Origin of the sequence: Zhongshania sp. R06B22 (genome assembly GCF_040892595.1) — a bacterium.
In the GTDB taxonomy this organism is placed as follows: Bacteria; Pseudomonadota; Gammaproteobacteria; order Pseudomonadales; family Spongiibacteraceae; genus Spongiibacter; species Spongiibacter arctica.
On sequence record NZ_JBFRYB010000001.1, the window covers coordinates 1,114,848 to 1,129,669 of the forward strand.

General features: G+C 50.6%; 15 protein-coding genes and 1 tRNA gene. 10 read left to right on the forward strand and 6 right to left on the reverse strand.

Going from position 1 to position 14,822, the window contains the following annotated elements:
* The first annotated feature begins 10 nt into the window (after positions 1–10).
* The 3 genes from AB4875_RS05040 to AB4875_RS05050 all read left to right on the forward strand — a co-directional run bounded on the left by AB4875_RS05040 (position 11) and on the right by AB4875_RS05050 (position 4,941).
* Positions 11–1,399, forward strand: a complete 1,389-nt coding sequence (locus AB4875_RS05040; RefSeq protein WP_368374961.1) for a DUF1329 domain-containing protein — start codon at positions 11–13, stop codon at positions 1,397–1,399.
* A gap of 90 nt (positions 1,400–1,489) precedes the next feature.
* Complete coding sequence (locus tag AB4875_RS05045) at positions 1,490–2,578, forward strand: WD40/YVTN/BNR-like repeat-containing protein (protein WP_368374962.1); 1,089 nt, start codon at positions 1,490–1,492, stop codon at positions 2,576–2,578.
* Entirely contained in the window at positions 2,575–4,941 is a 2,367-nt protein-coding gene (locus AB4875_RS05050; protein WP_368374963.1) for an efflux RND transporter permease subunit, read from the forward strand. The genes AB4875_RS05045 and AB4875_RS05050 overlap by 4 nt, the downstream gene beginning before the upstream one ends.
* A gap of 421 nt (positions 4,942–5,362) precedes the next feature.
* On the opposite strand, the gene AB4875_RS05055 is transcribed toward AB4875_RS05050, so the two are convergent.
* Positions 5,363–5,449 (reverse strand) — tRNA-Leu (locus AB4875_RS05055).
* A 121-nt stretch (positions 5,450–5,570) separates the two neighbouring features.
* Between AB4875_RS05055 and rnr the strand changes: the two genes are divergently transcribed.
* The 7 genes from rnr to dnaB all read left to right on the forward strand — a co-directional run bounded on the left by rnr (position 5,571) and on the right by dnaB (position 12,619).
* Entirely contained in the window at positions 5,571–8,090 is a 2,520-nt protein-coding gene (gene rnr / locus AB4875_RS05060) for a ribonuclease R (RefSeq protein WP_368374964.1), read from the forward strand.
* A gap of 8 nt (positions 8,091–8,098) precedes the next feature.
* Positions 8,099–8,839 (forward strand): 23S rRNA (guanosine(2251)-2'-O)-methyltransferase RlmB, encoded by a 741-nt coding sequence (gene rlmB, locus AB4875_RS05065; RefSeq protein ID WP_368377046.1) that lies wholly within the window; start codon positions 8,099–8,101, stop codon positions 8,837–8,839.
* A 151-nt stretch (positions 8,840–8,990) separates the two neighbouring features.
* Positions 8,991–9,437, forward strand: coding sequence for a 30S ribosomal protein S6 (gene rpsF, locus AB4875_RS05070; protein ID WP_368374965.1), 447 nt, complete (start codon positions 8,991–8,993; stop codon positions 9,435–9,437).
* 26 nt (positions 9,438–9,463) lie between these two features.
* Entirely contained in the window at positions 9,464–9,691 is a 228-nt protein-coding gene (gene rpsR, locus AB4875_RS05075; RefSeq protein WP_368374966.1) for a 30S ribosomal protein S18, read from the forward strand.
* A gap of 17 nt (positions 9,692–9,708) precedes the next feature.
* Positions 9,709–10,557: a hypothetical protein gene (locus tag AB4875_RS05080; protein WP_368374967.1), complete on the forward strand. Its 849-nt coding sequence runs from the start codon at positions 9,709–9,711 to the stop codon at positions 10,555–10,557.
* Between the two features lie 39 nt (positions 10,558–10,596).
* On the forward strand, positions 10,597–11,043 hold the full coding sequence (gene rplI / locus AB4875_RS05085; RefSeq protein WP_368374968.1) for a 50S ribosomal protein L9: 447 nt from the start codon (positions 10,597–10,599) through the stop codon (positions 11,041–11,043).
* A gap of 130 nt (positions 11,044–11,173) precedes the next feature.
* Positions 11,174–12,619: a replicative DNA helicase gene (gene dnaB / locus AB4875_RS05090; protein WP_368374969.1), complete on the forward strand. Its 1,446-nt coding sequence runs from the start codon at positions 11,174–11,176 to the stop codon at positions 12,617–12,619.
* 11 nt (positions 12,620–12,630) lie between these two features.
* On the opposite strand, the gene tatC is transcribed toward dnaB, so the two are convergent.
* The 5 genes from tatC to hisI are packed head-to-tail and all read right to left on the reverse strand — an operon-like array spanning position 12,631 to position 14,781.
* On the reverse strand, positions 12,631–13,383 hold the full coding sequence (gene tatC, locus AB4875_RS05095; RefSeq protein ID WP_368374970.1) for a twin-arginine translocase subunit TatC: 753 nt from the start codon (positions 13,381–13,383) through the stop codon (positions 12,631–12,633).
* A complete protein-coding gene (gene tatB / locus AB4875_RS05100; RefSeq protein ID WP_368374971.1) occupies positions 13,380–13,769 on the reverse strand; it encodes a Sec-independent protein translocase protein TatB in 390 nt (129 codons plus the stop codon). Before tatB ends, tatC begins: the two co-directional genes overlap by 4 nt.
* Positions 13,770–14,003, reverse strand: coding sequence for a Sec-independent protein translocase subunit TatA (gene tatA, locus AB4875_RS05105; RefSeq protein WP_368374972.1), 234 nt, complete (start codon positions 14,001–14,003; stop codon positions 13,770–13,772). It abuts the gene before it with no gap.
* Positions 14,004–14,044: 41 nt separating this feature from the next.
* Positions 14,045–14,383: a phosphoribosyl-ATP diphosphatase gene (locus tag AB4875_RS05110; RefSeq protein ID WP_368374973.1), complete on the reverse strand. Its 339-nt coding sequence runs from the start codon at positions 14,381–14,383 to the stop codon at positions 14,045–14,047.
* A complete protein-coding gene (hisI, locus tag AB4875_RS05115; RefSeq protein ID WP_368374974.1) occupies positions 14,380–14,781 on the reverse strand; it encodes a phosphoribosyl-AMP cyclohydrolase in 402 nt (133 codons plus the stop codon). The genes AB4875_RS05110 and hisI overlap by 4 nt, the downstream gene beginning before the upstream one ends.
* Positions 14,782–14,822: the final 41 nt, after the last annotated feature.

Genomic DNA, 14,822 nt, shown 5'->3' on the forward strand with positions numbered 1-14,822 from the left:
GGGATCAAACATGAAAATAAACCAAGTTAGCATCGGCCCAATCAAGGCTAAAGTTCTCTTTGCCGCAATGGCGATGATTGTTGCAGCATCCGCTGCCACCGCGAAGATTACACAAGAGCAGGCTAATCAGCTGGGTGGTTCAACACTGACGCCGGTAGGTGCCGAGCGCGCCGGCAATGCAGACGGCACAATTCCAGCTTGGGATGGTGGCTTAAAAATCTTGCCGCCAAGCTATAAACCTGGTGGTCGGTTAGTAGATCCTTACGCCAGTGAAAAGCCCCTATTTTCGATTGATGCGAAAAATTACAAACAGTACGAGGACAAACTTAGCCCAGGGCAGGTGGCCCTATTAAAGCGCCATCCCGATAACTACCGGATGAATGTGTACCCAACACATCGCAGTGCAAGGCTTCCAGAATCCGAATACAAATTGATAAAAGAAGGGGCGACCGCAGCCGATATGGTGAAGGGTGGCAATGGCTTGGTGAATTTCTCTGCCAGTGTTTCCTTCCCGGTCCCTCAGAACGGTCTTGAGGTGATTTGGAATCACATCACCCGTTATCGTACGGCCTTGGGTCTTGAGCGACGCTATACCCAAATCCCGGTGCAAACCAATGGTAACTTCAGCCCAGTGGTGTTTAGCGAAAACATCATATTCGCCAACCGGGTTCCTAATAACCCCTATCCTAATCGTCTGTTTGTATTCCTTCAGCGGATACTCGCCCCTGCGCGCCTGGAAGGTGACGTATTGCTGGTCCACGAAAACATTGATCAGATTAAAGAGCCGCGGGCTGCATGGGTTTACAACGCCGGACAGCGGCGTGTGCGACGCGCCCCGAATATTTCTTATGATGGCCCAGGCACTGCTTCCGACGGACTGCGGACTGCGGATGACTTGGATATGTTTAATGGCGCGCCAGATCGCTACGAATGGACGCTAATGGGAAAACGAGAAATTTATATTCCCTATAACAGCTACAAAATGCGCAACGAAAAACTCAAATACACTGACATCATTCAAGCCGGACACCTCAACCCAGATTATCTTCGCTATGAGCTGCACCGGGTGTGGGTGGTAGAGGCCAAACTGAAAGACGGTGAGCGCCACATCTATGCGCGTCGAACCTTCTATGTCGATGAAGATACTTGGCAGATCGCAGTAGCCGATCATTATGATGGCCGCGGCGAGTTGTGGAAAGTGAAGGAAGGCCACGAAATGATGCACTATCAGGCCGCAATTCCTTGGCTAGCCGCCGAAGTATTATACGATTTACTCTCTGATCGCTATGTCGTTATTGGTCTAGACAACGAGGAAGATGGCTATACCTACGACTTTAATTACAGCGGCACCTTTGAAGACTTTACCCCTGCGGCGCTTCGCCGCGCCGGACGCCGCTAAAAAGTGGCCGTGGGCGGGTGGCGGGTAGCGGCGTATAGAGCTGTGGCGATGCGATTGCTCGCCACAATGTCCGTTTGTCTTTGGGCATCAATGACAGTAAGTGCGGCGACGCCGGACTATGAAAGAAGTCCAGCGCTTACAGCGGCAGCTGCGGCAAGTAGTGTGCTATTAGACATTACTCAGGCCGGCGACAAACTGCTTGCTGTTGGTGAGCGCGGACTGATTATTTATTCCGACGACGGGCGTTCTTGGACGCAGGCTCAGGTCCCGCTCAGCGAAACGCTGACCGCAGTATCTTTTGCCAGTGCCGAGCAGGGCTGGGCTGTTGGGCATGGAGGCACCATTTTACACAGCAGCGACGGCGGAAAAAGCTGGCAGCTGCAGTTTGATGGTGATCAGGCTAACCAGCAGTGGCTTAGCTATACCAAGGCAAGACAGGCCGCACTAGATACGCAGATAGAAAACCTTGAGCAAACTAGCTCGGGGGAGGACTCGGATCTTCTTAGCGATCTTAGGATTGAGGCGGAGGATGCTGGGTTCGCGGTGGAAGATGCTGAGTTAGCCGTGACCACAGGTCCAGCCGATCCGTTCTTGGATATCTGGTTCGGCGACGTGAATAACGGCATAGCTGTCGGTGCTTACGGAATGATCTACCGCACTGATAACGGTGGCAAAGACTGGAAGCTTGCCGCAGCGGGCATCAAAAATTCTTACCGCTACCACTATTACAGTCTAACCGCGGACACCGCTGGCCGGCTTTTTCTCAGTGGTGAAGCGGGGCTGATGTACCGTTCTTTGGACGGTGGTAAGCAATGGCAATTACTAGGCCCATTTTACGACGGTAGCTTGTTCGGCGTGCTAAGTCACGGCGATGAAATACTGAGCTATGGTCTGCGCGGTAATGTGTTTCGCAGCAGTGATGGCGGTGACAGTTGGCAGACCTTAAATGAAGATATTCCCTTTAGCCTTTATGGTGGCTCTACCCTGAGCAATGGCAACATTGTGTTGGTAGGCAGTGCCGGTGGTATAGCGATAAGCGAAGATGGTGGCGACACCTTTACCACTCAAGATCATCCAAGTCGCAGTAGTTTTTCTGCGGTAACCGGTGATGCTAGCAATGCAATATACGTCGTCGGCATGTCCGGTGTTGTTTCCATCATTAAGCGAGAAGCGCCGTGAGCGAAAATGAAAACATACAGCTGAGTGCAGAGGACGGTAAGCTGCGGCCGGCGCTTGGGCGAGTGCTTATGCGCCTACGGACGCCTCTGATTGCTCTGTTTGTGATCTTGACGGTTATTTTTGCTTGGCAAATGACGCAGTTGCGGCCGGATGCCAGTTTCGAAAAAATGATACCGGTATCCCACCCCTACATCGTTAATTTTTTGAAAGACCGTGATGATCTGTCGGGTCTTGCCAATTCAGTGCGTATCATTGTCGAGACTACCAAGGGTGATATTTTTACTCCCGAGTACCAGGAGACGCTTCATCAGGTCACTGATGCGGCATTTTATATCGACGGCGTAGATCGCTCCGGATTGCAGTCATTGTGGACTCCGAATGTCCGTTGGCTGGAAGTCACGGAAGAGGGTTTTGTCGGCGGTTCGGTTATTCCTGACGACTACGACGGCTCGCCCCGCACGTTGGCCAAGTTGCGTTCTAACACGCTTAAATCAGGACAAGTTGGTCGCCTCGTTGCCAATAACTTTCAGTCTAGTATTATCGTTGCGCCCCTCACCGAAACTGACCCGGTTACCGGAGAGCGACTGGATTACCAGAAGCTGTCAGCGGATCTAGAGCTCCAGTTACGAGATAAATTTCAGTCAGACGATATAAAAATCCACATTACGGGCTTCGCCAAACTGGTGGGTGACCTTGTTGATGGTGCAAATTTGGTAGCCACGTTTTTTGGTGTGGCATTTGTTATTACCGCCGTTATGCTGTTTTTCTACAGTCGCTGCCCCTGGCTTACGCTCGGGCCACTGCTGTGCTCCACCATCGCGGTAGTATGGCAGCTGGGGTTATTGCGGCTGCTCGGTATGGGACTGGATCCCTATTCCATACTGGTTCCCTTTCTCATATTCGCCGTCGGTATCAGCCACTCTGTTCAAATCATCAACCGCTTCGGTCAATACTGTCACGATGGCATCGACAATAGCGAATCGGCATTTCTCGCTTTTGTGCGCCTTAGCAAGCCCGGTGGTATTGCTCTCTTAAGTGACGGCGTTGGCTTCCTCACTCTGCGAGTGATCGACATTCCGGTTATCAAAGAACTCGCCGTGGTTGCCAGTATTGGCATTGCGGTATTGGTGCTAACGAATCTTATTCTGCTGCCACTGGTGCTGTCTTATACCGGTATCAGTAAAACCTGCCGACGCTATCTTGATCGCAAGGCAAACAGCAAATATTCGCATTGGTGGTATTTATCTGCAGTCACCAAGCGCGCACCGGCGATGACCATCATTGCGGTATGTGCAGTGCTGTTTGTTGGTGGTAGCTGGTTTGGTCAGCAGCAAAAAATTGGCGACCTTGACCCTGGTGCCCCAGAACTGCGGCCTGACTCACGCTACAATCTAGACAATGCATTTTTAACCAGCAACTACTCGACCAGTACCGATGCGTTTGTGGTTATGGTTCACACCGACCCACAGCAATGCGGCAACTTTGCCGCATTGTCGGCCATCGACTACTTTCAGGGCACAATGGAAAATGTGGCTGGGGTACAGTCCGCCTTGTCACTTGTTGATGTGTCCAAACTGGTCATCATGGGCATGAATGAGGGCAGTCCAAAGTGGCATGCCATTAGTCGTAATCAATTGATTCTTAATAACTCACTCGGCCGTGTACCGAATAATCTGCTCAATACCGACTGCTCCATGGTGCCGGTGATTCTGTTTTTGGAAGATCATAAAGCTGACACCCTGGATCGCGTTGTTGCGGCAGCGGAGCGCTTTGCCAAGGAAAACGATAGTGATCAGATTCAATTCAAATTAGCCGCCGGTAACTCAGGTGTTGATGCTGCAACCAACATCGTCATACGTTCCGCGCAATACCGAATGTTGTTCTGGGTTTACGGTGTTGTTACCTTGCTTTGTTTATTGACCTTTCGCTCAGTCAAAATCACCGCCTGCATCATTGTGCCCCTGATGCTTACATCTATCTTAGGTCAGGCTCTAATGGCGGTATTGGGTATCGGCGTTAAAGTGGCAACTCTGCCGGTCATTGCCCTCGGTGTGGGCATTGGCGTCGACTACGGTATTTATATTTACAGCTCGCTGGAGCATTACCTGCGCCAAGGGCATAGCCTCCGCCAAGCCTATTTCTCAGCATTGAAAGCCAGCGGCACTGCAGTCGCCTTTACCGGCCTTACCCTCGCGGTTGGCGTGGGTACCTGGATTTATTCGCCAATAAAATTCCAGGCTGATATGGGCTTGATGCTAACTTTTATGTTCTTCTGGAATATGCTTGGAGCGCTGCTGCTGCTTCCCGCGCTTGCCTGGCTATTGAATGCGAGAGAGACGGAGTTGAAGAAGGTATCTTCATAGTCGTCAACATCCCCGCAGCGAGGGCTGTGGGGATGTTGGATAGGTCGCAGCATCTTCAGCTAGTGCGTGGCCTCGCTCCCGCACTATTAAAAGCCCGTTATAAATTAATTATTGCCATGCAGTGTTTGAGCTCAATGCTAGGTATGAGGTGGCTTAGTTAGTGGTTTGCGCGTTCGCGTATTTTTGAATGCATAGCGAGAGATTTGTTGTTACTAATTTGGGATTAAGAGCAGACTACTACGTTATGGGGGGATCAGCTTTACTTTTGATGACGTTTATAACGCTGGTAATATTTTGTTAAAATAATAATGAGAGAATATTCACGCAGCGCGGGTATCAAAACTGACTCACAATTTATGCATTTCAGTATTGCGAAAGAAGTGGTTTTCGTTGCTAAGATGTTGTGAAATAAGGTTTTATTTGGTGCCCAGGAGAGGACTTGAACCTCCACCCCCTTGCGAGGACTAGCACCTGAAGCTAGCGTGTCTACCAATTTCACCACCTGGGCAGGAGATGCGCGGCTAGTATACCGAGGCGCGCAATTTACTGATACAAAGTATTTTTGTCAACGGTTACGTTACACTAGACAATAAGTTTTTAAATCCCTTTTAAATAGGAAGTTTCACTGAATGGCTAAACGCCGCAATGTCCCAGATCCCCATGCTGAGCGCGAAGCTTCGCGTTATGAAAATCCCGTCCCAAGTCGCGAGTACATTCTTGAGCAGCTTAAGGATGTTGAAAATGGTTTGAGCCTTTCCCAGTTGCGTCGGCAATTAGATGTGGATGGCGAGGATCAGGAGGAGGGCTTGCGCCGTCGCGTTAAGGCCATGCTGCGTGATGGTCAGATAATAGAAGGCCGTCGTGGTAGGTTGCGGGCGATAAGCAGTGGCGATGCGATGCTGGGCAGGATTCAGGGGCATCGAGACGGCTACGGTTTTGTCATTATTGATGGCGAGGATGAAGATGTATATCTGGCAAATCGCCAGATGCAACAGGTGTTTGATGGCGACTTGGTGAAAGTGGAAGTAACCGGCGTTGATCAACGTGGTCGCCGTGAGGGCGTGATTGTCGAGGTTGTTGAGCACAATACCCTGCAGCTGGTGGGCAAGCTAATGATGCATCGCGGCTTACCGCAGGTTGTTCCTGAAAATACTCGTATTCAGAATTGGTTAGCATTGGAAGATGCTGATGTTGGTGGTGCCCAAGAGGGCGACTACGTGATGGTTGAGATTACTCAGCAGCCGGGTGCGCGTCAGCAAGCCCGTGGCAAGATTACCGATGTTTTGGGTGATCGTCGCACTGTCGGTGTTGCCACTGAGCTCGCGATTCGCAGCCACGATATTCCCTTTGAGTGGCCTGAAGCAGTTGATGAGGAAGCGCGTCGCTTTGGTTCTGAGCCCTTAGAAAAAGACAAAAAGCATCGAGTGGACTTGCGTGAGTTACCACTGGTGACTATTGACGGAGAAGATGCCCGCGATTTTGATGACGCGGTGTATTGCGAACCGAAAAAATCCGGTGGCTGGCGTTTGTGGGTGGCCATTGCCGATGTCTCCCATTACGTTCAAGTGGGCTCGGCTCTGGATGAAGAGGCAAATAAACGCGCCACCTCGGTCTATTTTCCCGATCGTGTTGTGCCCATGTTGCCGGAGGCGCTCTCTAACGGCTTGTGCTCTTTAAAACCGCATGTTGACCGCTTGACCATGGTTTGTGAGATGACTGTCAGTGCCACAGGTAAGCTTAGTGGTTATCAGTTTTTTGAAGGCTTGATTCGTTCTCATGCGCGCCTAACTTACAACGAAGTTGGCGCCTTGCTGAAATTAGAAGACGTGGATCCCAGCTACGATACCGGTAAAAATCACGCGATATTGCCGCATTTAAAGAATTTACAAGCGCTCTATCACGCGCTGCGTAAAGCACGCTCTGAGCGTGGCGCCATCGATTTTGAAACCGTTGAAACGCGTATCATGTTTAACGACGAAAAGCGGATTGAGGCCATTGTCCCAGTCCGTCGTCATGATGCTCATAAGATTATCGAAGAGTGCATGCTGTGCGCGAATGTGGCGACGGCGAAGGCTTTAGATCGCGCCGGGCTAGAGGCGCTGTACCGTGTTCACAATGGTCCAAGCGAACAAAAGCTCACTAACCTCCGCGAATTCTTGCAGGAGATTGGCCTGGGTTTACGTGGTGGCGCAGAGCCAAGCCCCAAAGATTATCAGTTGTTGTTGTCGAGTTTGGATGGGCGTCCGGATGCGGCTGTGATTCAAACGATGTTGCTGCGCTCTTTGAGTCAGGCGATGTACCAACCTGATAACCAAGGTCATTTTGGTTTGCATTACAGTGGTTACACCCACTTTACGTCACCGATACGTCGTTACCCCGACTTACTAGTGCATCGTGCGCTTCGGTATTTGGTGCGCAGCGGCGGCGGTGAGGCTGCCAAGTGCTTCCTTAAAGTCGAGGGCGCGCCGGCGCTCAGCCGCAAAAAAATCTATCCCTATGATATGGAAGCGCTGGTTGCTCAGGGTATGCATTGTTCGATGGCCGAACGCCGCGCCGATGATGCAAGCCGCGACGTCATGGCATTTTTGAAGTGCGAATTTTTACAAGAGCATGTTGGTAGTGAGTTTGATGGCGTGATAGCCGCCGTGACCGGTTTCGGCATGTTTGTTGAGCTTAAAGATTTATATATAGAGGGACTGGTTCATATTTCCGCCTTGCCGCAGGACTACTATCAGTTTGACCAAGCCCATCAGCGTCTTATTGGTGAGCGCACTCGCCGTACTTTCCAGTTAGGTGACACCCTGCGTGTTCAAGTGATGGGGGTTGATCTAGATCAGCGCAAAATCGATTTAGCTCTACCTGCCGGTGAGCCTGCCAAACGGCAGAAGCCCTCAGTTCGTGAAGCTTTGGCAAAGGGCATGGTGCCTCCGGCCTCAAAGAAGAAAGCAAAGACTGGTCGCGGCAAAGAGCCGGTGGGCAAGGCCGCAGTGGCTAAACGCCGTAGTGAAAAACCTAAGTCAGAGGTGCCCAAGAAATCGTCGTCGACCGCTAAAAAAGCACCTGCAGCGAGCGGAAAGAAAACCGGGGTAGGGGCTAAAAATGCTGCTGCGCGGAAATCGGGCGCTATTAGTAAGCGCCGTGGTCGATAGAGCGAAATATTGTGACAGAGAAAATATTTGGTATACATGCCGTACAAGCGGTGTTGGCTCGTAGCCCTGAGCGAGTAGTCAATCTCTACGTTCAAAATGGTCGTGCGGATAAACGGCTGAAAGACGTATTGAGTTTGGCCTCTTCCTCCTCAACCTCAGTGACTCAGCGGTCTCGAGAAGAGTTGGACAAAATGGTGGAAGGGCGCCATCAGGGTGTGATTGCCTTGGTTGAGCCGGCGCCAGAGTTTCGTGAACAGGATTTGCCTGATTTAGTAGCGGCGGCAGGAAGTGCCGCGCTTATATTGGTGCTTGATGGGGTAACGGATCCGCATAATTTGGGTGCGTGTTTACGCAGTGCTGATGCCGCTGGTGTCACGGCCGTTATTGCGCCAAAAGACAACTCGGTTGGTTTAGGTGCAACGGTGTTTAAAGTTGCCTGTGGTGCGGCGGATGTTGTGCCCTTTATTCAAGTGACCAATCTTGTCCGCAGTTTGCAACTAATGCAGCAGGCCGGTATTTGGGTGGTTGGAATGGCTGGTGAGGCAGATGCATCTCTGTACGAGCGCGACCTGAGCGGGCCTATTGCGCTGGTAATGGGCGCCGAAGGTGCAGGCATGCGCCGGCTGACTCGTGAAAACTGTGATTACTTGGCTAAGCTGCCTATGGCTGGGTCGGTTAGCAGTTTAAATGTCTCTGTCGCGACCGGAGTTTGTCTGTTTGAGGTTGTACGCCAGCGTCAATCTTCATGAATTGGCTAATAATTGTGCGAATTGCTTGCATCTGACGCGCCCCTTGCCTAAAATCCGCGCTCTTGATTTATGGTAACTCCGTCTAATATAAAGTCTGAGTTGTCCTCCTTGTCACACCGTAAAGGGTGACTTAACCCGTAAGGAGCGTTAAATGCGTCACTACGAGATTGTGTTCTTGGTCCATCCAGACCAGAGCGAACAGGTTCCAGGTATGGTTGAGCGTTATACGCAAGCCATAGAAAAAGACGGTGGTAAAGTTCATCGTCTAGAAGATTGGGGCCGTCGTCAACTGGCTTACCCTATCAACAAAATCCACAAAGCACATTACGTGCTGATCAATGCTGAAGCGTCTGCTGAAGCAGTGGAAGAGTTGACTACTAACTTCCGTTACAACGACGCTGTACTGCGTAACCTCGTTATCCGTTGCGATGAAGCGGTGACTGAAGAGTCTCCGATCATGAAATTGGAAAACGAGAGCCGCGAGCGTCGTAGCCGCAGCGAGCAACGTGTTGAGCGCAGCCGTGATGACTCAGAGTCAACAACAGCTGATGACAATAGCGAATCTGATGCCGATAAGGCAGACGAGAGCGCTGAATAATTGCGGACTGAGTTAGGAGAATAGTTATGGCACGTTTTTTCCGTCGTCGTAAGTTTTGCCGCTTTACAGCGGAAGGTGTTAAGCAAATCGATTATAAAGATTTGGACACCTTGAAAGCCTATGTTTCTGAAACAGGCAAAATTGTACCGAGTCGTATCACGGGTACTAATGCTAGATACCAGCGCCAATTGTCTACGGCAATTAAGCGCGCGCGTTTCTTGGCGTTGCTGCCTTATACAGACAGTCACCAGTAAGATAACGACCTTATACCATGCGCGCCTTAGCTGAGTTCGTTATGAAAGGGCGCTTGCAGGCGGTAGCCGTCGCAGGCTTGGGCGTTGGTACGCTCATATTTGCCTGGGTCGGTGTCGCAGCAGCGGTGTTGGTGCTGCTACGCAAAGGTGTAACTGAAGGCGCTTATGTTGTTTTTTGGGCGCTTTTACCGGCAATTGCGGTAGCAACAATAGGGGCGGATGTTGGTCCTCTGACTATGCTTCTTGGGGCTTCCGTAACCGCCCTTGTGCTTCGTAGCACGCAGCAGTGGGCTAGTGCATTAAGCACTGCGGCAGCGGTAGGCTTGTTTTCGGCCTTGCTGCTTACGCAATTCGCCAATGGCTATTTGGTGTCGCTGCTTGAGCTGGTGCAGCCTATGTTGCAGAGCATGCGGGCATCGGCGCCAGGAGCGTTGCCGGAAATCACTACCGGCGATGTTGCTGCACTGATCGGTGTGAGTACTGTGTTGTGGAGCACGTTGGCAGTGATGTTGGCGCGCTGGTGGCAATCCTTGCTGTACAATCCTGGCGGCTTTCGCTTGGAAATGTGGCAGCTAAGATTGTCTCCGACAATAACCATCGGCCTTGTGGCGGTGATGTTGTTGTTAAGCAAAGTCGGCGGCGATTATCGGTTTTGGGCAGTGATGTGCGTAATGCCTATAGTGATTGCTGGTTTGGCTTTGGTGCATGGTGTTGTTGGTCGATTAGGCTTAGGCCGCGCTTGGATAATAGTTTTTTACGTAGCGTTGTTAATATTACAGCCACTTTGGGTGGCGCTGATACTGGCAGCGATTGTGGATAGTTGGATTGATATTAGACGGCGTTTGCCGGTTCGTCCTACACCGTAGGACAACGCAAATGTCGGCGTATTTGAGAGGGTAAGAACCATGCAAGTGATTCTGCTGGAGAAAATTGGCAAGCTTGGCAATTTGGGCGATCAGGTTAATGTTAAATCTGGTTATGGACGTAATTTCCTGATTCCTTTTGGCAAAGCTGTTCCTGCCACTAAAAATAACGTTGCCGAGTTTGAAACTCGTCGCGCGGAATTAGAAGCTACTGCTATCGAAAAGCGCAGTGCTGCTGATGCACGTGCTGTGAAATTGGCTGCCTTGGCTGTCACTATCGGCGCAAATGCTGGTGATGGCGGTAAATTGTTTGGCTCTATCGGTACTCGCGATATTGCTGATGCAGTGTCTGCTGCCGGCGTTGAAGTGAACAAGAGCGAAGTTCGTATGCCAGAGGGTCCAATTCGCGACCTAGGTAGCTACGACGTTGCAATTCAAGTTCACAGCGATGTAGTACAGACAGTCAGCATTTCTGTTGTTGCTGAGTAAGACTGTTTCGCAATATAGCTAAATTGGCCGCAGTGAAGTAACTCTGTGGTATCGCACATGTTGCGTATATAGCTATGTGAGTAAAAAGCACCACCGCTGTTTGTAGCGGTGGTGCTTTTTTTTTGCCACAATGCTCGATCTTTTAATACTTAGTGACGGTCCCGTGCATCCCGACGTATACCCAGAATCACCGCCAGACTTCGCTGAAGAGCGGGAGTTTGCCCAGCTGAAATTGCCCCCGCACTCGGTAGAGGCTGAGCAGTCAGTTCTTGGCGGCTTGATGATTGCCAATGAAGGCTGGGATTCGGTCGCGGATGTTGTTAGTGAGGGTGACTTTTTCCGTCCGGAACACCGCAAAATTTTCGCCCAAATGACGCGGCTGGTTCAGCTTCAGCAACCTATAGACGTTGTCACACTTGCGGAGTCGCTTGCTAAGTCCGGTGAGCTAGAGGCAGTAGGTGGCGCAGCGTATCTGGCTGACATCGCCAGCAATACCCCTTCAGTCGCAAATATTCGCGCCTACGCCCAGGCGGTGCGCGAGCGAGCGACCTTTCGGTCCTTAATCAGCGCCGCCAATGCGATTGCGGACAATAGCTTTAATCCCGAAGGTCGCAATAGTGATGAGATTCTGGATGAGGCCGAACGGGCCATCATGCAGATTTCTGAGGAGCGCCCTAAAGTCGGTGGCCTCACACCCATTAATCCCTTGCTTAAGGAAGCCGTCGATAAAATCGATGAGCTTTTTAGTAGTGAAGATGCGATCACGGGATTAACTACCGGCTTCGAAAAACTGGATGAAATGACCTCAGGCTTGCAAAAGTCGGATCTTATTATTGTTGCGGCTCGGCCCTCGATGGGTAAAACCGCCTTTGCAATGAACTTGGTCGAAAACGCATTGATGAAGAGCGATTTACCCATGCTGGTGTTCAGTATGGAAATGCCCGCAAATCAGCTAATGATGCGATTATTGTCGTCGGTTGGGCGCATAGCCCAAGACCGGGTGCGCAGTGGCAAGCTTGAAGAAGAGGATTGGCCAAAGCTCAGCGCGGCAGTGACTAAGCTGAAGGACCGGCCCTTATTTATTGATGATACGCCGGCTCTGACGCCCACAGAAGTTCGTTCGCGGGCAAGAAAAATTGTCCGTGAGCACGGTGGCATTGGCATGATCATGCTCGATTATTTACAGCTGATGAAGGTTGCCGGCGCTGCGAGTGAGGGGCGGACCGCCGAAATTTCTGAAATTTCGCGCTCACTAAAAGGAATCGCAAAAGAGTTTCAATGCCCGGTTGTGGCGCTATCGCAGTTAAACCGAGCCTTGGAGCAGCGGCCAAATAAGCGGCCAATTAACTCGGATTTACGGGAGTCGGGCGCAATAGAGCAGGATGCCGATGTCATCATGTTTATCTACCGCGACGAAGTGTATAACGAGGAATCGGCAGACAAGGGTATGGCGGAAATCATTATTGGCAAGCAGCGGAACGGCCCAATTGGTACCGCGCGCTTGAGCTTTATTGGTAAGCACACCCGCTTTGAAAATCTGGCCTTTGGCTACCAGGGTTCCGCCGACGAGCAATGATGTTTTGCGCCTTATTGCTGCTCGTCGCTATCAGTTCTTTTCTTCTTGACCAGCCTGCCAAAAATTATTCCAATCTCAAATAGCAGCCACATCGGTCCAGCCAATAATACTTGCGAGATCACATCTGGCGGTGTCAGCAACATACCTACAACAAAGCAGGCGATGATAATGTAAGGACGTTTTGCAGCGAGTTCATTGGCAGTAATGACGCCCGATGAGATGACCAGCACTGTGGCGATGGGAATCTCAAAAGCCACTCCAAAGGCTAAGAACAGCTTTAGGGCGGTATCGAGGAAGCGCGCGATATCCGGTGTATAGTTCACGCCTTCAGGGGTGATGCCACTGAAAAAGCCGAATACCAGCGGAAATACCACGTAATAGGCAAAGGCTAAACCCGCGTAAAATAACACCACGCTAGAGGCTAGCAGGGGTGCTGCTATGCGTTTTTCGTGGCGGTACATACCGGGTGAAATGAACTGCCATACTTGGTGCAAGATGACCGGCATCGCCAGGCAGAACGCTGACACCAACACCAGCTTGAATGGCGTGAGGAAGGTTGACGCGATCTCGGTCGCGATCATGCTAGTGCCTTCAGGTAGCAAGCGCTGCATGGGTTCAGCAACAAAACTATAAATCGTGTTGGCGAAGGGAAATAAGGCCAGGGTGCAGACGAGCACGGCTAAAACAATACGCAACAGGCGGTCACGTAGCTCAGTTAGATGAGCGAGTAGCGGCTGGCCTTGATCTTGTTCTGCATCACTCATGGTTTGTTATCTTGGTCGTTAGCGGCCGGCGATTCTGCTGCTCTTGTATTGTGTTCAGGCTCAGCAGTGGGTGTGCCAATGCTATGCTCGGAATGAATAGTATTTGTTATCTCTGAAACCTGCTGACCGGCCTGATTAATATCGTTGCTTATCGAGTTTTTGGTTTCTTTGAGGGAGGCGAGCACTGACTCATTGTGAAGTTGGCGGCGAATTTCGTCTGCGCCGACTTCTTTTTCTATCTCGGCGCGAATGTCGTTAAAACTGCGACGCAGTCTTCCCAGCCAAAGCGAGCTTGTGCGAATGGCGCCGGGCAAGCGTTCCGGACCAAGAATTAGTAGGCCAAGAACTGCAATCACTAGCAGTTCAGCAAAGCCAATATCAAACATTTATAGCTTGGACTCGTCTTTTTTCTCAGTATGCTGTTGCGCAGTGTCGGCGTCTTCTTGTTCTTTCTTTTCGATGTTCTTAGCGTCGTCATCACCTTGCATACTGTCTTTAAAGCCTTTTAATGCGCTGCCAAGATCGCCGCCCATGCCCTTAAGTTTTTTAGTGCCAAAAAGTAAAACCACTATGGCGAGGATGATTAAGAGTTGCCAGATACTAATGCCACCTAAGCCCATAATATATTCCTCATTCGCTATTTATTTTAATTCAAATTGAATTAAGACTGATTGTCTCTCGCCGCTTTTTCGTCTAATCCCGACAGTCCAAAGCGACGTGCGAGTTCATCGAGTACTTGCTGATGGTTGCTGCCGAGATGTGAAAGCATAACCAAGCTATGAAACCATAGGTCGGCGGTTTCATAAATAAGCTTGCTATTGTCACCATCAAGTTCGGCATCTTTTGCTGCGAGGACCGTTTCTACCGCTTCTTCGCCCACCTTCTCAAGGATCTTATTCAAGCCCTTATGGTGTAAACCGGCGACATATGAGCTGCCGGGGTCGCCATCTTTGCGTGAAGATAATACGGCATCGAGTTGTTCCAGAATAGACTGTGTCATGATTTATCTACGTTTTGATACATGGTAGCCGGATCTTTCAATACGGCTTCTGTAGTTTGCCAATCACCGCTATTAAGTCTGCGATAAAAGCAGCTTTGGCGGCCCGTGTGGCAGGCGATATTACCGAGCTGCTCGACTTGAAGTAACAGGGCGTCGCCATCGCAATCTAGCTCCATGGCATGAATTTTTTGTACGTTTCCAGAGCTTTCACCCTTGCGCCACAATTTTGCTCGTGAGCGCGACCAATACACGGCATCGCCCGTATCAACGCTGAGTTGCAAAGACTCAGCATTCATCCATGCCATCATCAATACGCGCCCGCTACTTGAGTCTTGGGCAATGGCTGCCACCAAACCGTCGCTATTCCATTTGATGTGTTGGAGAAAATCAGTATTCATTTATTGGCACAACATAGTTTTTTGTGAGGGTATTACTTTAC